This is a genomic window from Tardiphaga sp. 839_C3_N1_4 (assembly GCF_051811045.1).
Lineage (GTDB): Bacteria > Pseudomonadota > Alphaproteobacteria > Rhizobiales > Xanthobacteraceae > Tardiphaga.
Window position 1 is genome coordinate 5,063,194 of sequence record NZ_JBPWQD010000001.1, and the last position, 20,250, is coordinate 5,083,443.

The following is a 20,250-nucleotide window of genomic DNA, read 5'->3' on the forward strand; positions in this document are numbered from 1 at the left end:
CGCGCTCAATCTCCCTGTCCGGGCGGATAGACGAAAGCGAGCGTCGAATGCAGATGCGACGTCAGCATGGCCTGCGCAGGACCGGTTTCGCGCGCAAGCACGCGGTCGGCCAGAAGCTGATGGGCTGCGACAAAGCGGCTGCCGCTGTCGAAGCCGCGCATCATCACCCTGCGATAGCGATAGGCCTGATCGTAAAGTTCCGAATGCGCCGAGAGCAGGCGCTTCGAATTGCAGGCCGCCAGCAATGCGGTGTGAAATCCCTTATGGAGCTTGTCGAAATCCGGCGCCCCTTCGCGGAATTCGTCGCCGGTCCGGTCAATATGCCTGCGCATCTGGTGAAGCGCGCCGAGGATGCCAGCCTCCCAGGCATCGTCGCCATGTTCGATGGCCAGCCGCAGCGCCTCCATCTCCACCACGCTGCGCATCCGTGTGATGTCGGCCAGATCCTCTCGGCTGATGTCGGCGACGCGGAAACCGCGCTGGCCGATGCCGATAATCAGGCCACGTGAGATCAGGCGTGACAGTCCTTCGCGCATCGGCGTAGCGCCGATCTCGTAACGCTGCACGAGATCGACGATGCCAAGCCGCGTTCCCGGGGCGAGATTGCCGGCGATGATGTCATGCTGCAGCAGTGTCGCTGCACGTTCGCTCAGCGTATCCGAGCCGGATACATCGATTGGACTGCTAAGAGGCTGGCCCGCCATAGTTCGACCTATTTCAGAATCAGTTTGTTGAGATCGAGTTTGGTCTCCAGCATTTTCTGCGAGGACATGACGTCGATCCACCATGCCAGTTGCTCGGGCTTCAGCACCGGCTCCGACTTGTTCGGCGGCGATGCCTTCACCAGTTCGATGGTCTGTTTGGTGAATTTGGCGATTGCGGCCGAGGTCTTGTCCTTGTCGCTGTTCACGATCGCCGCACCTTCGGCGATGGCAGCGCGGAACTTCTTGATCGTGTCGGGATTCGTCTCGGCCCATTCGCGCGAGGCCGCATAGAAGATGATCGGCTCTGTGCGCTCGAGCTCCGACGCGTAACGCGCGCCGATGCTGCCGCTGCCGGCCGCCAGCATGCGCGATACCGTGGGCTCGGCGGTCAGCACGGCATCGACACCGCCGGACTTGATGATGTCCGGCATGGTCGGGAAGGTCACCTCGACGAAATTGACCTTCCTGGGATCGACACCCTTGTCGACCAGCCATTTGACGAACAGCACGTGGAGAAACGCGCCGAGGCCCGGTGCGCCGACCTTCTTGCCAACGAAATCCTTCGGCTCCTTGATCGTGATGCCGTTACGCACGAAGGCGGTGATGTTGGCGTTCGATGTGGGGCTCATCACCGTTGCGCCGGCGACCGCGACGAGATCGAGGCCCCCGTCGGCAGCCTGCAGGAAGACGGTGGAGGTCGGGCCGCCGATCTGGATCGAGCCGGACAGAATGGCCGCAGGGATGTTGGAGTTGATGCCGATGGGAAGCATCTCGGCATCGAGCCCGTGCTTCTTGAAGATGCCTTCATCGACCGCGACCATCGCCGAGGCACAGTCCGTTGTTGCAGTGCAACCGATCTGGAGTTTGCTCTGAGCCTGCGCGGCGCTCGCCGCCGTCAACGCAGCCAGCATGGCTACGGCCATTAACCGGGTCATCGTCGCCTCCGTTGCAGACAATCTTTGCGATCGCCTCTTGTTTATCGATATTTTTTTTGATCATATATATTCTCTAAGAACAAGCAAGAGGGAGAAGCCTGTGAAGCTCGCGACATTTCGCGCCAATGGCCAGGACAAGGTTGGTGTGGTGCACACCGACGATACGAAACTGTTCGATCTCGCCGCCGCAGCCGGCCGTAATGGCGGAAATCCCGCCTTCGGGTCGATGCTGGCGCTGATCGATGCAGGTGAAGGCGCGCTCGATGCCGCGCGAAAGGTTTTCGACAAACACGGCAGCGACGCGTCGTTGTCAGTGAGCGTCGCCGGTGCCGATGTTCTGGCGCCAGTGCCGGAGCCGCGCCAGTGCCGCGACGGCATGTCGTTTCCGCTTCATATCCTGCAGGCGCCACGTGGCCAGCTCAAGCTCGCTGCGCGGGCCAAGAACGATATGGCCGAGCTGGCGCGGCTGGACGCCGAACCGCTCGGCGAACTGCCCGAAGTCTATCGCCGCCAGCCAATCTACTACATCACCAATCGCTTCAGCGTGCGCGGTACCAACACCACGGTAAAATGGCCGCGCTACAGCAAGGTCATGGATTACGAGCTCGAATTCGGCATCATCACCAAAAACAAGGGCGCGAATATTTCTGCGGCCAAGGCGAAGGATCACATCTTCGGCTACACCATTTTCAACGATTTCTCAGCCCGCGACGCGCAGCGGCTGGAGATGGAAGGCCGACTCGGTCCCGCCAAGGGCAAGAGCTTCGACGGCGGCAATGTGCTGGGGCCGTGGATTGTCACGCCCGACGAGATCGGCGATCCCACCAAGCTGAAGATGGAATGTCGCGTCAACGGCAAGGTGCGCTCGTCCTCGACCAGCGAGGGCATGCTGTTCTCCTTCGAGGAGATCATCGCGCATGTAACCAAGGACGAGACGTTGATGCCCGGCGAATTCATCGGCTCTGGCACCGTCGGCAACGGCTGCGGTCTCGAACTCGGCTGGTATCTCGAACACAATGACGAGATCGAGCTGGAGGTCGAGAAGATCGGCGTGTTGAAGAACAAGGTCGTGCGGCAGGACGTGTGAGGCATTGTCACACACTGTCATTCCGGGGCGCTCGCTCTTCGCGAGCGAACCCCGCCACTCCAATTGGAGTGGCGGGGAATCCCCGCATGTTTTGCGCTGAACATTTCGAGATTCCGGGCTCGGTCCCGTCGCCTCCGGCGCCGGCTCCGCCCCGGAATGACGAGCTAGATCAAAATAAAAACCACCACGAGGAAATCCCATGTCCCGTCGCCTCATCGACATCTCCGTTCCCCTGCAGAATGACGTTCCCGCCGATCCGCCGGGCAATCATCCCACCATCAATTATGTCGATCATCAGCAAGGCCTGCCGCGGATGCTGCAGTTCTTCGATGGGCTGAAGAAGGAAGACCTGCCGGACGGCGAGGGCTGGGCGGTGGAGCTGGTGCAGCTCTCGACCCATAACGGCACGCATCTCGACGCGCCCTATCATTTCCATCCCACCATGAATCGCGGCGAGCGTTCATGGACCATCGACGAAGTGCCGCTGGAATGGTGTTTCCAGCCGGGCGTGAAACTCGACTTCCGGCATTTGCCGGACGGCTATGTCGCGACCGCCAAGGACGTCGAGGACGAACTCAAGCGTATCGGTCATACGTTGAGTCCGCTGGAGATCGTCGTCGTCAACACATCCGCCGGCGTCAAATACGGCCAGCAGGACTACGTCACCTCCGGCTGCGGCATGGGCTATGAGGCCACTATGTATCTGTTGGAGCGCGGCGTGCGCCTGACCGGCATCGACGGCTGGAGTTGGGACGCGCCGTTCGTCTACACCGCGAAGAAATATGCCGAGACGAAGGATGCCAGCCTGATCTGGGAAGGCCACAAGGCTGGTCGCCATATCGGCTATTGCCATCTCGAGAAGCTGCATAATCTTGAGCAGCTGCCGTCCACCGGTTTCGTGGTGTCGTGCTTTCCGGTGAAAATCGAGAAGGCGTCGGCGGGGTGGACAAGGGCGGTGGCGATTATCGACGAGTGAGTCCCATCCTCGTCATTCCGGGGCGTGGGCGCCTCTTGGCGCACGCGAACCCGGAATCCCGAAATGTTCAGTGCTGAACACATCGGGATTCCGGGTCTGCACTCCAGCCTGCTCCGCAGTCTTGCGTGCATCCCGGAATGACGAGGTTGGGGCCAGCGCAGCAAGCACCGCCACTACACCACCGCCGCATCCTCATGCCCGAAATAAGCCCGCTCCAGCCGCTGCGGCAGGTTCGCTTCCGTTGTCGCCGCCTCCAGCACGATACGCCCCTGCGACAGGGCATAGACGCGGTTCGCAGCAGCCAGCGCTTTCTCCACCAATTGCTCCACCAGCAGCACCGCGGTGCCTTGTTTCTGCAATTGTGCCATCACCGTCAGCACGCGATCGACGAGCACCGGCGAGAGGCCCGCAGAAGGCTCATCCAGCATCAAGAGACGCGGTCGCCGCACGAGACCCTGTGCCACCACCAGCATCTGCTGTTGTCCGCCTGACAATGACGCTCCGCGCTCATGGCGCTTCTCGGCGATCTCCGGAAAGAACGACAGCGCCTCGTCGACGCGCGCGTGGCGTTCGCCGCGCGGCAGGTCGTAAGCGGCGAGCAGCAGGTTTTCCGTCACGGTCTGCTGCGTGAACACGCGGTGGCCTTCGATCACATGCACGAGGCCGCCACGCGCCGCTTCGCGCGGCGTGCCGTTGCTGATGTCGCGGGTATCGAAGCGCACGCTGGCGGCATTGACCGGCAGCAGGCCGGAGATGGCGCGCAGCAGCGTCGACTTGCCGGCGCCGTTGGGGCCGAGCAATGTCACGACTTCGCCGGCGGCGATATGGAGGTCGATGCCATGCAGCACGCGGATCTTGCCGTAACCGGATTCCAGCGCGGTGACTTTCAGTAGCGGTTCAGCCTCCGAGGTAAGCACTGACGACCTCCTTGTGAACGCGGATTTCGGCCGGCGTGCCGGCGGCGAGGATCTTGCCGAGATTGAGCACCGTCACCTGATCGCAAATGTCGAAGATCAGGTCGGCATGATGTTCTACCAAGAGCACGCCGGTGCCGCGGCGGCTGATCGCCTTGATCAGTGCGCCCAGCCGTGTGATCTCGTCGCTGGAGAGGCCAGCGGCAGGTTCGTCCAGCAGCAGGAAGTCCGGTTGCAACATCAGCGCCCTGGCGATCTCGATGAAACGCAGCTCGCTGTGCTGCAGGCGATCGGCACGCACATCCGCCAGCGCCTCCAGCCCGACGACGCCAAGCATGGCGCGGGCCTGCGCCGTCAACTTGCGTTCGTCGCGATGATGCCGCGGCAGCGACAGCAGCGCTTCGGCGAATGTCGCTTCGCCTTCGATGGTGCCGCCGACCATGACATTCTCAAGCACCGAGGCTTCGCCGATCACGCGCGGCGTCTGGAAGGTGCGGGCGATGCCTTTGCCGGCGCGCAGTTCTGGCATGCCGGGCGGCAGCGCGTCATCGCCGAGGGTGATGGTACCGCCCTTGGCGGCGTAGTAGCCGGAGATCACGTTCAGCGTCGTGGTTTTACCGGACCCGTTGGGCCCGATCAGGCCATGGATCTGGCCGGGCTTGACGTCGAGGTCGAGGCCGTCGATGGCCCGCACATTGCCGAAGGTGAGCACCACATCGCGCAGTGTCAGCGTCTGCGCTCCGGCCGTCTTCCGCAGGACGTCCGACAGTCCGGCGATGCGCGGCACGATGGCCCGATTGCTGGCGAGCGGGCGGCGGCTCTTGAAGTCCAGCAGCGCCGCGATTCCGCCGGGCATCACGAGTACGATCAGTAGTAGCAGCACCGCATAGAGGAAGGTCGACCACGCAGCCAAAGGTGCGGCGATCTCCGGCAGGATGGTGAGAATGATGGTGCCGAGCATCGGGCCGAGGATCGAGCCGCGGCCGCCGATCAGGATGGCGATGAAGAACAGCACCGAGAGATCGAAAGTGAAGGCGTCCGGCGTGATATAGGTCTGCAGGCTGGCGAACAGTCCGCCGGCAAAGGCCGCCATGGCGCCGGCGAGCAGGAAGATCGACACAAGTAGTTTCGGCTTGGAGATGCCGGTGGCTTCCGCCGCCACATCGGCGTCCCGGATCGCGATCAGCGCGCGGCCGAACCGGCTATAGGCGATATTGGCGCTGAGCCATGTCGCCACCGCGGCAAAGCCGATGCAGAGATAGTAAAATCCCCACGGCGTGTTGAAGGGCGCCGAGAATTCCGGGCCGACGATGCCGATGCCGCCGCCGGTGACGCTCTGCCAAGCCAGTGCGATCTGCGTCACGATGGTGGCGAAGCCGAGCGTGGTCATGGCGAAGTAGAAGGTACGCAGCCGCATGGCCGGCAGGCCGACGATCACGCCGAACACGGCGCCAACGCAGCTTGCGATGATCAGTGCGCCATAGATCGGCACTGGCGGCAGCACATTGCCGGCGGCAAGCACGCTGGTCGTGTAGGCACCCAGCGTCAGCAGCGCCACATAGCCGATGGCGAGATGGCCGGCGAAGCCGACCACGAGATTGAGCCCGGCGACCAGCACCCAGTAGATCGCGGCACGGGTGCCGATCAGCGCCCAGTAGTCATTGCTGACAAAGGGCAGGATCATCGCCAGCGCGAACACGCCGAGGAACGGCAGCAGCGCCGGCAGCACGGAATGTCTGGTCGTACCCTCGCGCGATGTCGGGATATCGATGATCGCCGTCATCACACCCTCCGCGCGGTTGCGGAGCCGAACAGGCCCGAGGGCGCTGCCAGCAGCACGATGATGAAGATCGCGAACACCGCGACCGACGAGAAGATGCCGCCGACCAGGAAATTCGCCGCCTGCTGGAACAGGCCGAGTGCGAGGCCGCCGATCAGCGCGCCGCGATTGTTGCCGAGGCCGCCGAGCGCGACCGGCACGAAGCCGTAGAAATTCAACAGCGCGCCATTGGCGAAGAAGGCCAGCATCAATTCACCGCCGGCAAAGCCCGCCACGCCGCCAATCACGCCGGCCAGTGCATAGCTCGCCACGCGCAGGTTACGCTCGGGCAGGCCGAGCGCACGTGCGGCGAAATTGTCTTCCGCGATGGCCATAAAGGCATGGCCAACGAGAGTCCGGCGATAGAGATATTCGAGGCCGAGAATAGTGAGGCCGCAGGCCACGACGGGGAGCCAGAATTTCTCGTCCCACACGCCGGTGCCAAGACCAACAATGCGCGGGAAGGGTTGCGGCTCGGTGCCCCATTTGATCGCGGTGACCTGTTGGATCATCAGGGCCAGTGCCAGCGTCGACAGCACATAGAGATGCTGTTCGAGGCTTTTGAGCACCGGTCGCACCGCGATGAATTCGGTGATGACGCCGATGATTGCGCAGGCGATCAGTGTGAGGGCAAAGCCGACCAGGGTCGGCATCCCCATTTTCAGCATGAACAGCGAGCCGAACACGCCGCCGAGCATGGCGAGCTGTCCGGCGGTAAAGCTCATCACCCGCGAGGTTGAGAACATGGTGTTGTAGGTGATGCCGACGAGCGCATAGATCGCGCCCGCCGCGAGGCCTGAAGCTATGATCGAGCCGAGCATGTGTGTCGTCCTCGCCCCGGTCTATGAGTAGCCGGGGGCGAGGGCGAAGGTGCCGTTCTTGGCGGAACGCGCTTCCGACATGACGATCTCGTCGGTCGGATAGCCGTTATGCTGGGTGGGGGAGAACGAGTAGTTGCCGAAATAGCCGGGATATTTCGACAGCGAGTTCCAGTATTTGACGATGCCCTCGCTGTCGGTCGATCCGCTGGCCTCGACGGCTTTGGCGATCAGCTCGACGGCATCGATGCCGCCGGCAATCCACCACAGCAGCGTATCGTTGAGCGGCACCTTGGCCTTGTTCAGGCGATCGACGAGATCCTGGCTCTTGGCAGGCAGCTTGCCGGCGGAGTCATAACTGCAGCTCTTGTAGCCGATGGCGTAGACCTTTTCCCAGTTGGCAGGCTTCTCGATCAGGCTGGCGAGTTCGCCGGATGCCAGCGAGGGATGGCCGACAAAGGCAACGTCCCAGTTCATCGACGCGCGGGTGTTGAACATGCGCGCTTCCATGCCGGTGGACACACTCCACACCACGATCACTTGGGCCGCGGCATTCTTGGCACGCAGCATGTCCGGCGTCATGTCGGGCTGTGTTGCGTCGATATTGGCCTGATAGACGACATCCGCGCCGTCTTTCTTGAAAGCTTCAACAGAGGCCTTCACAGCGGTGACGCCGTAGCCCGTGGTGTCGCCGATCACGGCGATCTTGCTGACTTTCAGTACTTTCAGACAATAGTTTCTGACAGCATCGTCCCACTGGCCGTTGGACGGCGCGATGCGAAACGCGGCGGGGAATTTCGCGGGGTCGATCAGCGTATCGACGACGCAAGGGTGCAGGTCGGGCATCTTGGCGCGTGCCATCAGCGGCGTCGTGGCCAGGGCTTCGCCGGAATTCACCGGTCCCCAGATCGCATGGACCTTGGCTTGGCTGATCAATTCCTGCGTGGCGTTGACGGCCTTGGTGGGATCGCCTTGCGTGTCGCGCGTGATGATCTCGATCTTGCGGCCCTTGACGCCGCCGGCGGCATTGATGGCTTCCGTGGCAAATGTGACGCCGCGGTTGAAGCCGACGGTCGGCGCCGAACTCGGTCCGGTCATGGCGGCGAGCCAGCCGATCTTGATCGGTTCGGACGATTGCGCAATGGCGGGACGTGCGAGTGGAAAGGTTGCTGCGCCGAGCGCGCCGGCGCCGCCCAATAGAATACCACGACGAGAAATGCTCATCTTGACTTCCTCCCTGTGTTTTCCCCTTTGCGGTGCCTGTCATTGATGCAGGCATCCGTTTCGTCCGCCCGGTCACTGCCGGATTATGTGTGTGATGTCGTTGGTCGGTCAGATACTCCGGATCGTCATGACATGCGTCGATGTCGCGCGGTGGCAGAGCGCGACGCGCAGATCCATCTCCATCGCCTCAGGCTGACCTGTCGCGGTGGCTTTGGCAATCGGCTTGTGATCTTTGACGATGGCAGGGACGTTGCCAAGGGCCTGGCCGTTGCAAGTCACACGGTGCTGCTCTGCAGTCGCGGTCGTCTGTTGCAACGCAATGATGCGTGACCGTCGTCAGGTCGCGCTGAAGCCGCCATCTGCTGACAGCACATGGCCGACGATATAGCCGGCATCGTCGGACGCGAGCCACACGACCGCTTCGGCGACTTCATGCGGCTGGCCCATGCGTCGGATCGGCAGGCCTGCTGCGACGGCCGACATGTCGGCGATCCCCGAGGCCAGCATCATGTCGGTGACGACGCGGCCCGGCGCCACCGCATTGATGCGGATGCCGCGTGGTCCGCATTCCATCGCCGCCGAACGCATCAGTGAGATCACCGCCGCTTTCGATGCGGAATACAGCGCGAGGCCGGGATTGGGATTGCGGATGCCGCTCACCGACGCGTTGATGACGATGCGGCCGCCGCCATTCAGTTCCATGGCCTGGATCTGATGCTTCAGGCCAAGAAACACCGAGCGGACATTGGCGTCGAACACGGTGTCATAGACCGCGCTGGTCTGCTGCTCGACCGGCGCGCGCCGTTCCTGATAACCGGCATTGTTGAAGGCCACATCGAGCCGCCCGAAACGGGACATCACGGCCTGCACCAGACTAGCGACCTCGGCCTCCTCGGTCACGTCGGTGCGCACGAACAGCGTCTTGGCGCCGAACCGGCCGCAGTCTTCGGCGGCGGCCCGTCCCTCGGCCTCGCGGCGGCCTGCGATCACGACTGCTGCAGCGCCTTCCTGCGCCATCAGCAGCGCAGCCGCCCGGCCGATGCCGGTGCCACCGCCGGTCACGAGGCAGATGCGTCCGGCCATGCGGTCGCGGGGGCGGAACTGGGCAGCACTGGTTGTCATGGTCATTCCTTGCACGGACCGTGCTAACACGGTCATTATTCGTCGCCAGCAATATAGTTGTATCATGCAACTATCGTCAAGGAGCCTGCGATTGTCCGATATTGACGCCGATTTGATTGATCACATCCGCGCCGCGTCGCGTCTGATGGTGCGTGAACTCGGCTTCATGCAGGCAACGGTTGCAGCGACCGACTATCCGCCATCGGCGGTGCATACGTTGCTGGAGATCGGCGCGCGCGAGGCGATGACCGCGGTCGAACTATCGGCGTTTCTCGGGCTGGAGAAATCCAGCGTCAGTCGGATGATCCGCAAGCTGATCGACGCCGGTGAGCTGAAGGAAGCCGCCAGTGCCGGCGACGGCCGCGTCAAGCGGCTGTTGCTCACGGCCAAGGGGCGGCGCACGCGCGAGGCGATCGAGGCCTATGGACAGCGGCAGGTCACCAATGCCTTGCAGCAACTGGCCCCGGTCGAGCGCCAGAAAGTCGCCGACGGTCTCGCGCTCTATGCCGAGGCGCTGGAAGCGCATCGGCTGGCAGAGGCGGAGATGCCGGACCGGACATTGGCCAGGCGGTCTTGAACCGCTACAGTCGAATCCGGCACACTCGACCGGCTTGACTGGTTCGCATCGTGCAAAAGTAAGTCGTGCCAAAGCAAAAAGAAACAGGGATGGAATTATGCCGGGCCACAAGAAGACCCCCGATCAACTCCGCAGCGCACGCTGGTTCGCGCCGGACGACCTGCGTGCCTTCGGCCATCGCTCGCGCGCGATGCAGCAGGGCTATGCACCGGTGGAGTGGAAGGGGCGCCCTGTCATCGCCATCCTCAACACATGGTCCGAGGCGCAGCCGTGCCACATGCATTTCAAGACCCGCGTCGATGACGTCAAACGCGGCATCCTGATGGCTGGCGGCTTCCCGATGGAGCTGCCAGCGCTGTCGCTGTCGGAGAGTTTCCTGAAGCCGACCACCATGCTCTATCGCAACATGCTGGCGATGGACGCCGAGGAATTGCTGCGCGGCCATCCCGTCGATGGCGTGGTGCTGATGGGCGGCTGCGACAAGACCACGCCGGGGCTTCTGCTCGGCGCCACCAGCGCGGGCTATCCCGCGATCTATCTGCCGGCCGGCCCGATGCTGCGCGGTAACTGGAAGGGCAAGACGCTGGGCTCCGGCTCCGATGCCTGGAAATACTGGGACGAGCGCCGTGCGGGAAAAATCTCCGACAAGGAATGGGTCGAGGTCGAGGGCGGCATCGCCAGGAGCTACGGCACCTGCATGACCATGGGCACCGCCTCGACCATGACGGCGATCGCGGAGTCGATCGGCATGACGCTGCCCGGTGCCTCGTCGATCCCCGCCGCCGACGCCGGCCACATCCGCATGGCCAGTGAATGTGGTCGCCGCATTGTGGAGATGGTGTGGGAGGATCTGACGCCGCAGAAGATCCAGACGCGCAAGGCCTTCGAGAACGCCATCACCGTGGCGATGGCGATGGGCTGCTCGACCAATGCCATCATCCACCTGATCGCGCAGGCACGCCGTGCCGGGCAGGATATCGGCCTCGACGATTTCGAAATCGCCAGCCGCAAGGTGCCTGTGATCGCGAATGTGCGCCCGTCCGGCGACAAATATCTGATGGAGGACTTCTTCTATGCCGGCGGCCTGCCGGGACTGATGAGCCGCATCAAGGACCATCTCCATCTCGATGTGATGACGGTCACCGGCAAGACGCTGGGCGAGAACATCGCCGGCGCCGAAGTCTATAACGACGACGTCATCCGAACCGTCAAAGATCCCATCTACGCCGAGGGCGCGCTCGCGGTGCTGAAGGGCAACCTCGCGCCCGACGGCTGCGTCATCAAGCCTTCGGCCTGCGAGCCGCGCTTCCTCAAGCATACCGGCCCGGCACTGGTATTCGACGACTATCCCAGCATGAAGAAGGCGATCGATGACGAGAGCCTCGATGTCACGGCCGATCATGTGCTGATCCTGCGCAATGCGGGGCCGCAGGGCGGACCGGGCATGCCGGAATGGGGCATGCTGCCGATCCCGAAAAAGCTGGTGAAGCAGGGCGTGCGCGACATGGTGCGGCTGTCCGATGCGCGGATGAGCGGCACCAGCTACGGCGCATGCATTCTGCATGTTGCGCCGGAATCCTTTATCGGTGGTCCGCTGGCACTGGTCGAGAATGGCGACATGATCACCCTCGACGTCGATGCACGCACGATCAATCTCGACATCTCCGATGCCGAAATGGAAAAGCGTCGTGCCGCATGGAAAGCCCCGGAACGCAATTACGAACGCGGCTATGGCTGGATGTTCACCAAACATATCCAGCAGGCCAATGAAGGCTGCGACTTCGACTTCTTGCGCACCGACTTCGGTGCGCCGGTCAAAGAACCCGTGATTTATTGAGTGAGTGATCCCATGACCAAGCTCAGCGACGCGACCCGCGCCAAACTCAAGACCATCTCCACCGCCACCGTGGCCACCGCGCTATACAAGCGCGGCTTCCGCAACCAGTGCATCCAGGACGTTCATCCGCTTGCACCCAACCAGCCGACGCTGGTCGGCGAGGCCTTCACGCTGCGCTACATGCCGGCGCGCGAGGATCTCAACAAGCTCGATGTGTTCAGGGATCGCTCGCATCCCCAGCGCAAGGCGGTGGAGGATTGCCCGCCCGGTGCCGTGCTGGTGATGGACAGCCGCAAGGATGCGCGTGCGGCTTCCGCCGGCGCGATCCTGATCAACCGACTGGCGCAGCGCGGCGTTGCCGGTGTCATCACCGATGGCGGCTTCCGCGATTCCGCCGAGATCGCCAAACTCGGCTTCCCGGCCTATCACCATCGTCCGAGCGCCCCGACCAACCTGACGCTGCATCAGGCCATCGAGATCAACGGCCCGATCGGCTGCGGCGATGCGCCGGTGTTTCCCGGCGACGTGATCCTCGGCGACAGCGATGGCGTCATCGTCATCCCCGCGCATCTCGCCGACGAGATCGCCAATGAAGCTTTCGAGATGACCGCCTTCGAGGATTTCGTCACCGAACAGGTGCAGAAGGGCAAGGGCATCTTCGGGCTCTATCCGGCGACGGATGAGCAGACGTTGGTGGATTTCGCGGCGTGGCGGAAAGAGAAGGGGCGGTAGGGCGCGATCACGGCGTGCATCGCGTCAGGATGGAACCAGAGGCGGTTCTTGGCTTTGTCTTGGAGAGATGCGCCGGTGCGCATCATCCATCACTCAGCCGGAAAGAGACGCTATGCGCAGCCTCATCGTCGCGGTCGGACTGTCGCTGCTGGCGCAGGGCGCAGCCCTCGCCAAGGATTCCGACAAGCCGTCCAGGGCTTTCAATGCCGAGACGATCAACGCCGCCAATTTCACCGGCAAGCTGCCGCCCGACGAAAAGCTCAGCTCGCTGGCGGTGAAGCTCCAGGTGCTGCTCGACCGCGCGCATTTCTCGCCGGGCGAGATCGATGGATTGTTTGGCGACAATGTCGAGAAGGCGCTTCTGGCTTTCGCCGAGGCTAACAGCCTGCCGCCCGGCAAGGTGCTGACACCGGAGATCTGGACCAAGTTACAGGCCGCGTCCTCCGAACCAGTCATGACCGGTTACGTGCTGACCGAGAAAGACGTGAAGGGTCCGTATCTCGACAAGCTGCCGGTCAAGATGGAAGAGATGAAATCCCTGAAAAAGCTCGACTTCACCAATGCTGTGGAAGCGCTCGGTGAGCGCTTCCACATGAGCCAGGATTTGCTTGAGACGCTCAATCCCAAAGCAAAGTTCGACAAGGCCGGTGAGACCATCACCATCGTCAAGCTGTCGGATCACAAGCCGGACAAGGTCAGCCGTCTCGAGGTCGACAAGGTTCGCCAGACCGTGAAGGCCTTCGCCAAGGATGGCGCGCTGCTCGCCTTCTATCCCGCCAGCGTCGGCAGCGAGGAGAAGCCGACGCCGTCAGGTAAGCTGAAAGTGACGTCGGTTCACGCCAACCCGGTCTATCGTTACGATCCGAAATACAAGTTCAAGGGCGTGGAATCGTCGAAGCCCTTCACCATCAATGGCGGCCCCAACAATCCCGTCGGCGCGATGTGGATCGGCCTGTCGGAGAAGAGCTACGGTATCCACGGCACGTCGGATCCGTCGCGTGTCAGCAAGAGCGATTCCCACGGCTGCGTGCGTCTCACCAACTGGGACGTGGAGCGCCTCGGTGCGTCCGTGAAGAAGGGCGTGGAGGTCAGTTTCGTCGACGGCAAGCAGGCCGCGAAGTAGTTCGCGCGGTATTGCGCATCCTCCTCGTCATTCCGGGGCGTGGGCGGCGCCAGCCGCACGCGAACCCGGAATCCCGGAGTGTTTTCCGCTGAACATGCTGAGATTCCGGGTTCGCGATACGCCGCCTTCGGCGTCTCCTGCGCCCCGGAATGACAATGTGGGGCACCCGAACATTTTTCCTATTCTTCATTGACAATATCCCTATAAGGTTTATATTCTCCTTCGTCCTGCCCCGCCGAGAGGGGCGATCGCGATCGTCACGTTCGCGGGGCAGGATGCGGTGGACGCCGGAGATGCGGCGTCACGCGGTTCATGGGTGACGTCTGTCTTCGGGCAGGACGGATCTGCGCCAGCACTGCCACTGGCAAGGAGACGGCCGACCTTCGGATGGAAAGACCCCTGGACAGTGTGACGGACGACCAAATCGAAACGCGTCCGGCTTACTCGCTTGAGGCACCCTGTCCCATTCGCCTTGGGACTGTAATTTTGGTGATGGGATCGTTCGCCATGGCAACGCGCAAGCAACCGAAAAAACACCGTATGCGGAACGTCGGGCAATCGCTCGGCGCCTCCGAAAGTCCTGATGCATTATCCTTGCGGAAGACCGCATTCGCATCAGGCCCAAGGGTGCAACGGGCACCTGGCGTTCCGCACGCCCTCTCACAGGGGGCAGGGAATGCAAGCGACGACGGCGCCCCCGCGCCGCAAACAATGGGGGCGATGACGCATGTCTGAAGAGCAGTGGCTGTTTGACAGTTAAATCCGTGAAGGCGTGACGCGCTATCGGCGCCACACACGCCGTCATGCGTGGGCTTGCCCCGCGTATCCACGTCTTGGCGACAAAGGAAGGCGTGGATGGCCGGAACAAGTCCGGCCATGACGACTAATGAAGTTGAGCGTGTGCAGGATGGGGTGACTGCAGGCGCATCGCGCCATAGCGAAACCCACCATCTACCAGCACACGAAGGCGATGGGTTTCGCTGCGCTCTACCCATCCTACGAGTTGCGCGGGGTGTTATCCCCTGAAATCCCGCACCCGCTTCACCATCTGCTCCACATGGGCGATCGGCGTTTCCGGCTGGATGCCGTGGCCGAGATTGAAGATGAAGCGTCCGCTGGCATAATTCGTCAGCACGTCATCGACGGCGCGATCGAGCGCGGCGCCACCGGCGATCAGCACCAGCGGATCGAGATTGCCCTGCACGGCGACGTGGCTCTGCACCCGCTCGCGCACGAATGACGGTTCGGCGGCCCAGTCGATGCTCACGGCATCGACACCGGTGGCGCCGACATAACTCGGCAGCAGCGCGCCGGCGCCGCGCGGGAAGCCGATGATCTTCGCATTCGGCACCTTTGCACGCACACCTGCGATGATGCGCTTGGTCGGCTCCACCGACCAGCGCTGGAATTCCGCTGCGGGCAGTATGCCGGCCCAGGTATCGAAGATCTGCAGCACATCGGCGCCGGCTTTCAACTGATGGAGCAGATAGGTAATCGAGTTCTCGACGATGGTGTCGATGATTTTTGCGAAGGCCTCCGGATGCCGATAGGCCATCATCCGCGCTGGCGCCTGATCCGGTGTGCCCTTGCCGGCAACCATGTAAGTCGCAACGGTCCATGGCGCTCCGCAGAAACCGATCAGCGTAATCTTCGGGTCGAGCTGCGCGCGCACGCGGCGCAGCGCTTCGAACACCGGTTCGAGCTTGGTGAAGTCGGCCTCGGGCGAGAGCGTCGCGACCTTTTCCGGCGTGTCCAATGGGTCGAGCCGCGGGCCTTCGCCGACCTCGAAGCGGACCGAGCGGCCGAGGGCATAAGGGATCACTAGGATGTCGGAGAAGATGATTGCGGCATCGAAACCAAAACGCCGGATCGGCTGCAGCGTCACTTCGGTGGCGAAATCCGGATTGAAACACAGGTCGAGGAAACCACCGGCCTGTGCGCGGACCTCGCGATATTCAGGCAGATAACGCCCGGCCTGTCGCATCATCCAGAGCGGCGGCACCGCCTGGCGCTGGCCGGCGAGGACATCGAGGAACGGCTTGCGGGGCGTGGACTGGGTCAAATGCTTGGGTTCCGGAAACTGGTGCCGAAAGGCATGATTTTGCCGCCTCTGATACACCGCCGCTTCGCTCTTGGCGAGGCGCGGCAATTCCGCAAAACCGGCGATTCACCTCACGTTTTGACGCATCTCAAGGTGTCATCGCGCCGCAGGCGGCATATAGACTGTACGAACATCATGAGCGAAAAGACCATGAACATCATGACCCCGATCGTCAGTCCAGAAATCGAACAGAACCGCAACCGCGCCAAGGTCTGGTTCGAATCCCTCCGCGACCGCATCTGCGCCGAGATCGAGGCGCTGGAGCGCGAGGCGCCGCAGGCGCTGTTCCCGGGCACGCCGGCCACATTCACCTACAAGCCGTGGACCCGCGCGACGGGCATCGGCGGCGGCGTTGGCGGCTTCCTCTCAGACGGTCGCCTGTTCGAGAAGATCGGGATCCATACCTCAAGCGCGAATGGCAAGCTGTCGCCGGAGATGGCGCGGCAAATGCCGGGCGGCGGATCGCAGCTCGATTACGTGTCCAGCAGCATCAGCCTGATCATGCATCCGCGCAGCCCGCGCGTGCCGACCGTGCACATGAACACGCGCTTCCTGTCGACGGCCGTGGGCTGGTTCGGCGGCGGCGCGGATCTGACGCCGATGCTGCCCGAGCAGCGCAAGGTCGACGCGCCGGATACGATCACGTTTCACGATGCGATGCGCGGCGCCTGCGATGCGCATGATCCCGCTTACTACAAGAAGTTCAAGGCCTGGGCCGACGACTATTTCTTCCTGCCGCATCGCGGAGTGGCGCGCGGCGTCGGCGGCATCTTCTTCGATCAGCTCAACACCGGCGATTTCGAGAAGGACTTCGCCTTCACGCGTGACGTCGGCTCGGCCTTCCTCGATGTCTATCCGCGCATCGTGCGTGCACGGATGCAGGAAGCCTGGACCGAGGAAGAGCGCGCGCAGCAGCTCGAAACGCGCGGCCTCTATGTCGAGTTCAACTTGCTCTACGACAAAGGCACGATGTTCGGCCTGCAGACCGGCGGCAACGTCGAGAATATTCTGAGCTCGATGCCGCCGCTGGTCAGCTGGAAGTGATTTCCCCTCGCCCCGCTTGCGGGGAGAGGGTGGCGCGGACGAAGTCCGCGACGGGTGAGGGGGATTCTCCGCGAGCTCGGAGTTCGTGGAGAGTCCCCCTCACCCGACGCCCACATGCTGCGCATGCGGACGTCGACCTCTCCCCGCAAGCGGGGAGAGGCTAAGCAAAAAGCTCACGCCACCTGCTCCGCTTCGATCGCACCCTGCACCGCCCAGGACAGATCGGTGTTGAGCTGGAATGCCACCGAACCTTCGTCGATGATCGCCTGCGGATTCTTGGCGAGCTTGCCGGCTTCATCGAGCGCGGTGCGATAGTCCGACTTCAACGCGGCGAGATCGGCATAGGCCGGGAAGTCGTAGAACGACAATTCCTCCGGCGCGAGGCCGGGCTTCTTGGCGAGCAAGCGCTTGAGAATCTGGCCGCCGGAGAGATCGCCGAGATAGCGCGTATATGCATGGGCGATCAGCAATTCGCCGTCGCCCTTGGCGGCATCCGCGATGCGCTTGGCATAGGCTTCGCCAGCAGGCAGCATCGGCACAGCAGAAAAATCGCCATCGCACAGCACATTGAGATCGGCTTGCATGGCCGATGCGCGATCGAGCCGATATTGCGCGAGTGTGGCGAGCACGGGCGTGTCGCGATGGCTCTCGAGCCCGGCTTCCAGCGCCTGATAGGCCGCCAGCAGATTCCGCTGCAGCAGGACATAGCCCTTGCGGCTGACGTCGCCGCGCAGCATGTCCTTGATGATGCCGGAGCGCTCGGCTTCGGTGTGAAGCACCTTGGTGCCGAGATAAAGGGCGGTCACGACGCTGACGGGCGCAGTGCTATCTGCCGAGACAGCAGGCATTGAATTCTCCGATGATTGGTAAAGGGATGTGTTGGCGCTCGGGCTGGCGACACCATATCACCCTCGCCGGATGCTACAAGGTGAGGCCAGGTCGGTCGCTATAGCGCCGCGCGGCTACGAGACTTGCGGCGCGCCGGCGCAGATTTGCCGGCTTCCGTCGCAGGCAGGAACTGCGCGCCCTGTGCGGCGAGGAATGCGCGCATCGCCTGCGCCGGCGGCAGCAGCACCTTGTCCTTGCGGTTGAGCACGAACCATTGCCGGATGATCGGCAGGCCGATCACATCCAGCATCACCAGTCGCTGCTGCTCCAGTTCGGTGGCCACCGTATGCGCGGAGATGAAGGCGATGCCGAGCCCGGCCATCACGGCCTGTTTGATCGTTTCATTGCTGTCCATCTCCATGCCGATCGTGGCGCGCAAGCCTGCGCTCTCGAACAATTGCTCCATCAATCCGCGTGTGCCCGAGCCCGGCTCTCGCGTCAGGAAAGTCTCGCTTGCGAGATCGCTCATGGAGAGGCGCGCCTTGCCCGCGAGGCGATGATCGCTCGGCGCGATGATCACATGCGGATGATCGCCGATCAGGTTCACATCCATGTCGATCCCGGCCGGCGGCCGGCCCATGATCGCGATATCGAGATCGTAGCTGCGCAGACCTGCGATGGTCTCCTCGCGATTGCCGACCGTCAGCAAGATCTCGATCTTGGGATGGAGCTTCGCGAAGGCCGAGATGGCGAAGGGCACGAAGTATTTCGCCGTACTGACGGCGCCGATGGAGATGCGCCCGCCGGTCTTGCCGGCCATCATGTCCAGCGATGTCGCGCAGGCCGCCATCGCTGCCTCGATCCGTTCCGACAGCGCCAGCACCTCGCGGCCCGCATCGGTCAGAATCATCCCGTCGCCGGTGCGCTGGATCAGCGGCAGGCCGGCGAGGCCTTGCAGGTTGCGTAGCTGCAGCGTCACCGCCGGCTGTGTCAGGCGCAGCTTCAAAGCTGCCGCCGTAATGCTGCCGCTGGCGGCGACGGCGGCCAGTGCACGCAGCTGGCGGATCGAGATGTCGCGGAAGCGCTTCGTCATATAAGGAAAACTTTCGCGGCCTAATTTTTACGAAAGTTCCTTTATTTGGCCCCGAGGGTCAATATCTGTGGGCAAAATGACCCATTTCTGCCATTCCCGGGCCTTCCGGACGCGGCCATGTGCCAGAAGGAGCCCAGTATTTTGCGGAGATTGCGATGACCGACCACATGCCCCTGTCCCGATATACGGCTGACTACGCCGGACAGGACCCGCTGCGGCTGGCGGTGGCTGCTGCGGTCGACGCCTTCGCCAAGGCCTCCATCGAAATCTCCGACCTGATTGGCTGCGGCGCGCTGGCCGGAATTACCGGCGAGGCGCAGGGCGCGCAGAATGCCGATGGCGACGTGCAGAAGGATCTCGATGTCCGCGCCGACGAGATCGTTCGCGCGGCGCTGAAGCCGGTGTCCTGGGCAGCGCTGGCCTCCGAGGAAGCCGAGACAGCGGATATCAGTGATAGCGGCGGGTTGCTCGATATTGCTTATGATCCGCTCGACGGATCGTCGAATATCGAAACCAATATGACGGTGGGCACGATCTTCTCGATCATGCCGACCTCGAAGGGCGCGATCCCATTCACGCAAAAAGGCAGCGCACAGATTGCTGCCGGCTTCGTTGTCTACGGCCCGCAGACATCGCTGGTCCTCACGCTCGGTGATGGCGTCGATATCTTCACGCTCGATCGCACAGCAAGAAGCTACAAGCGCATTCGCCAGCGCGTGCAGATCCCGGCCGAGTGCGCGGAATATGCGATCAACGCGTCCAACCATCGCCACTGGGAAGCGCCGGTGCGCGACTTTGTCGAGGAGTGCCTCGCCGGCGTCGATGGCCCGCGTGGCAAGAATTTCAACATGCGCTGGATTGCAGCCTTGGTCGCCGAGGCCTATCGCATCCTGATCCGCGGCGGCGTGTTTCTCTATCCGTCCGATGCGCGCAAGGGCTATGCCGATGGCCGGCTGCGTCTCGTCTATGAAGCGCATCCCATGGCCTTCATCGTCGAACAGGCCGGCGGCGGCGCGACCACGGGTCGTGTCCGTATTCTCGATCTCGCGCCGACGGCGATCCATCAGCGCGTGCCGCTGATCATGGGGTCGATCAGCAACGTGAAGCGTATCGAGGCCATGCATATCGATGCCAGCGCGGGACAAGCGCAAGCCGCAGCAGAATAAAGCAAAGCGCAGCCGAACCAAGAATGTGCGCACGACACATCCTGTTTTGAGCCATTCAAAACATGACAGGCTTGAGGCCTTCTAAGGCTAGCCGGCCCGAAACCGGTTGAGCATGACGCGACCGCGGCCTAGACAAACGCAGGGGTCGCA

The 20,250-nt window shown here is 62.8% G+C and carries 19 protein-coding genes; 8 read left to right on the top strand and 11 right to left on the bottom strand.

The window, feature by feature from the left end; translation table 11 throughout:
• Positions 1-5: 5 nt before the first annotated feature.
• The gene (locus tag AB8A38_RS24220; protein WP_120287089.1) at positions 6-704 is read right to left on the bottom strand and encodes a GntR family transcriptional regulator; all 699 of its coding nucleotides are present in this window, start codon (positions 702-704) and stop codon (positions 6-8) included.
• A gap of 8 nt (positions 705-712) precedes the next feature.
• Complete coding sequence (locus AB8A38_RS24225) at positions 713-1,639, bottom strand: ABC transporter substrate-binding protein (RefSeq protein ID WP_439087698.1); 927 nt, start codon at positions 1,637-1,639, stop codon at positions 713-715.
• A gap of 100 nt (positions 1,640-1,739) precedes the next feature.
• On the opposite strand from AB8A38_RS24225, the gene AB8A38_RS24230 reads away from it, so the two are divergent.
• Together AB8A38_RS24230 and AB8A38_RS24235 are read left to right on the top strand one after the other, a co-directional pair.
• Positions 1,740-2,726 (top strand): fumarylacetoacetate hydrolase family protein, encoded by a 987-nt coding sequence (locus AB8A38_RS24230; protein ID WP_439087699.1) that lies wholly within the window; start codon positions 1,740-1,742, stop codon positions 2,724-2,726.
• A 199-nt stretch (positions 2,727-2,925) separates the two neighbouring features.
• Positions 2,926-3,702 (top strand): cyclase family protein, encoded by a 777-nt coding sequence (locus AB8A38_RS24235; protein WP_439087700.1) that lies wholly within the window; start codon positions 2,926-2,928, stop codon positions 3,700-3,702.
• A 173-nt stretch (positions 3,703-3,875) separates the two neighbouring features.
• Here the strand turns inward: AB8A38_RS24235 and AB8A38_RS24240 are convergent, their stop codons facing one another.
• The 6 genes from AB8A38_RS24240 to AB8A38_RS24265 all read right to left on the bottom strand — a co-directional run bounded on the left by AB8A38_RS24240 (position 3,876) and on the right by AB8A38_RS24265 (position 9,599).
• Positions 3,876-4,619: an ABC transporter ATP-binding protein gene (locus AB8A38_RS24240; RefSeq protein ID WP_439087701.1), complete on the bottom strand. Its 744-nt coding sequence runs from the start codon at positions 4,617-4,619 to the stop codon at positions 3,876-3,878.
• Positions 4,600-6,399: a branched-chain amino acid ABC transporter ATP-binding protein/permease gene (locus tag AB8A38_RS24245; RefSeq protein WP_439087702.1), complete on the bottom strand. Its 1,800-nt coding sequence runs from the start codon at positions 6,397-6,399 to the stop codon at positions 4,600-4,602. The genes AB8A38_RS24240 and AB8A38_RS24245 overlap by 20 nt, the downstream gene beginning before the upstream one ends.
• A complete protein-coding gene (locus tag AB8A38_RS24250; RefSeq protein ID WP_439087703.1) occupies positions 6,399-7,256 on the bottom strand; it encodes a branched-chain amino acid ABC transporter permease in 858 nt (285 codons plus the stop codon). The genes AB8A38_RS24245 and AB8A38_RS24250 overlap by 1 nt, the downstream gene beginning before the upstream one ends.
• A 21-nt stretch (positions 7,257-7,277) precedes the next feature.
• Positions 7,278-8,477 carry an ABC transporter substrate-binding protein gene (locus AB8A38_RS24255; protein WP_439087704.1) on the bottom strand — a complete coding sequence of 400 codons (1,200 nt, stop codon included), beginning with the start codon at positions 8,475-8,477 and terminating at the stop codon, positions 7,278-7,280.
• A 108-nt stretch (positions 8,478-8,585) separates the two neighbouring features.
• Entirely contained in the window at positions 8,586-8,792 is a 207-nt protein-coding gene (locus tag AB8A38_RS24260) for a hypothetical protein (RefSeq protein ID WP_439087705.1), read from the bottom strand.
• A gap of 21 nt (positions 8,793-8,813) precedes the next feature.
• Positions 8,814-9,599: an SDR family NAD(P)-dependent oxidoreductase gene (locus AB8A38_RS24265; protein WP_439087706.1), complete on the bottom strand. Its 786-nt coding sequence runs from the start codon at positions 9,597-9,599 to the stop codon at positions 8,814-8,816.
• Between the two features lie 91 nt (positions 9,600-9,690).
• On the opposite strand from AB8A38_RS24265, the gene AB8A38_RS24270 reads away from it, so the two are divergent.
• From AB8A38_RS24270 to AB8A38_RS24285, 4 genes are all read left to right on the top strand, one after another.
• Positions 9,691-10,176 carry a MarR family winged helix-turn-helix transcriptional regulator gene (locus tag AB8A38_RS24270; protein WP_439087707.1) on the top strand — a complete coding sequence of 162 codons (486 nt, stop codon included), beginning with the start codon at positions 9,691-9,693 and terminating at the stop codon, positions 10,174-10,176.
• A 97-nt stretch (positions 10,177-10,273) separates the two neighbouring features.
• Positions 10,274-12,013, top strand: a complete 1,740-nt coding sequence (gene araD / locus AB8A38_RS24275; RefSeq protein ID WP_175367871.1) for an L-arabinonate dehydratase — start codon at positions 10,274-10,276, stop codon at positions 12,011-12,013.
• A gap of 12 nt (positions 12,014-12,025) precedes the next feature.
• Positions 12,026-12,745: a ribonuclease activity regulator RraA gene (locus tag AB8A38_RS24280; RefSeq protein ID WP_439087708.1), complete on the top strand. Its 720-nt coding sequence runs from the start codon at positions 12,026-12,028 to the stop codon at positions 12,743-12,745.
• Between the two features lie 112 nt (positions 12,746-12,857).
• Positions 12,858-13,868: a L,D-transpeptidase family protein gene (locus AB8A38_RS24285; protein WP_439087709.1), complete on the top strand. Its 1,011-nt coding sequence runs from the start codon at positions 12,858-12,860 to the stop codon at positions 13,866-13,868.
• Between the two features lie 1,015 nt (positions 13,869-14,883).
• On the opposite strand, the gene hemE is transcribed toward AB8A38_RS24285, so the two are convergent.
• Positions 14,884-15,930, bottom strand: a complete 1,047-nt coding sequence (gene hemE / locus AB8A38_RS24290) for a uroporphyrinogen decarboxylase (RefSeq protein ID WP_439087710.1) — start codon at positions 15,928-15,930, stop codon at positions 14,884-14,886.
• 189 nt (positions 15,931-16,119) lie between these two features.
• Here hemE and hemF point away from each other — a divergent pair, with 189 nt between their 5' ends.
• Entirely contained in the window at positions 16,120-17,013 is an 894-nt protein-coding gene (hemF, locus tag AB8A38_RS24295; protein WP_439087711.1) for an oxygen-dependent coproporphyrinogen oxidase, read from the top strand.
• 173 nt (positions 17,014-17,186) lie between these two features.
• On the opposite strand, the gene AB8A38_RS24300 is transcribed toward hemF, so the two are convergent.
• Together AB8A38_RS24300 and AB8A38_RS24305 are read right to left on the bottom strand one after the other, a co-directional pair.
• A complete protein-coding gene (locus AB8A38_RS24300) occupies positions 17,187-17,861 on the bottom strand; it encodes a heme oxygenase (biliverdin-producing) (RefSeq protein WP_439087712.1) in 675 nt (224 codons plus the stop codon).
• A gap of 98 nt (positions 17,862-17,959) precedes the next feature.
• Positions 17,960-18,934 (bottom strand): LysR family transcriptional regulator, encoded by a 975-nt coding sequence (locus AB8A38_RS24305; protein WP_439087713.1) that lies wholly within the window; start codon positions 18,932-18,934, stop codon positions 17,960-17,962.
• 155 nt (positions 18,935-19,089) lie between these two features.
• On the opposite strand from AB8A38_RS24305, the gene AB8A38_RS24310 reads away from it, so the two are divergent.
• A complete protein-coding gene (locus AB8A38_RS24310) occupies positions 19,090-20,100 on the top strand; it encodes a class 1 fructose-bisphosphatase (protein ID WP_439087714.1) in 1,011 nt (336 codons plus the stop codon).
• The last annotated feature ends 150 nt before the right edge of the window (positions 20,101-20,250 follow it).

What these genes read in the sequence shown, in the direction of transcription:
- AB8A38_RS24250 (WP_439087703.1), bottom strand. Translation starts at nt 7,256, where the DNA reads ATGCTCGGCTCGATCATAGCTTCAGGCCTCGCGGCGGGCGCGATCTAT.
- AB8A38_RS24235 (WP_439087700.1), top strand. Translation starts at nt 2,926, where the DNA reads ATGTCCCGTCGCCTCATCGACATCTCCGTTCCCCTGCAGAATGACGTT.
- AB8A38_RS24300 (WP_439087712.1), bottom strand. Translation starts at nt 17,861, where the DNA reads ATGCCTGCTGTCTCGGCAGATAGCACTGCGCCCGTCAGCGTCGTGACC.
- AB8A38_RS24285 (WP_439087709.1), top strand. Translation starts at nt 12,858, where the DNA reads ATGCGCAGCCTCATCGTCGCGGTCGGACTGTCGCTGCTGGCGCAGGGC.
- AB8A38_RS24280 (WP_439087708.1), top strand. Translation starts at nt 12,026, where the DNA reads ATGACCAAGCTCAGCGACGCGACCCGCGCCAAACTCAAGACCATCTCC.
- hemF (WP_439087711.1), top strand. Translation starts at nt 16,120, where the DNA reads ATGAACATCATGACCCCGATCGTCAGTCCAGAAATCGAACAGAACCGC.
- AB8A38_RS24305 (WP_439087713.1), bottom strand. Translation starts at nt 18,934, where the DNA reads ATGACGAAGCGCTTCCGCGACATCTCGATCCGCCAGCTGCGTGCACTG.
- AB8A38_RS24245 (WP_439087702.1), bottom strand. Translation starts at nt 6,399, where the DNA reads ATGACGGCGATCATCGATATCCCGACATCGCGCGAGGGTACGACCAGA.
- AB8A38_RS24255 (WP_439087704.1), bottom strand. Translation starts at nt 8,477, where the DNA reads ATGAGCATTTCTCGTCGTGGTATTCTATTGGGCGGCGCCGGCGCGCTC.
- araD (WP_175367871.1), top strand. Translation starts at nt 10,274, where the DNA reads ATGCCGGGCCACAAGAAGACCCCCGATCAACTCCGCAGCGCACGCTGG.
- AB8A38_RS24265 (WP_439087706.1), bottom strand. Translation starts at nt 9,599, where the DNA reads ATGACAACCAGTGCTGCCCAGTTCCGCCCCCGCGACCGCATGGCCGGA.
- AB8A38_RS24225 (WP_439087698.1), bottom strand. Translation starts at nt 1,639, where the DNA reads ATGACCCGGTTAATGGCCGTAGCCATGCTGGCTGCGTTGACGGCGGCG.
- AB8A38_RS24220 (WP_120287089.1), bottom strand. Translation starts at nt 704, where the DNA reads ATGGCGGGCCAGCCTCTTAGCAGTCCAATCGATGTATCCGGCTCGGAT.
- AB8A38_RS24310 (WP_439087714.1), top strand. Translation starts at nt 19,090, where the DNA reads ATGACCGACCACATGCCCCTGTCCCGATATACGGCTGACTACGCCGGA.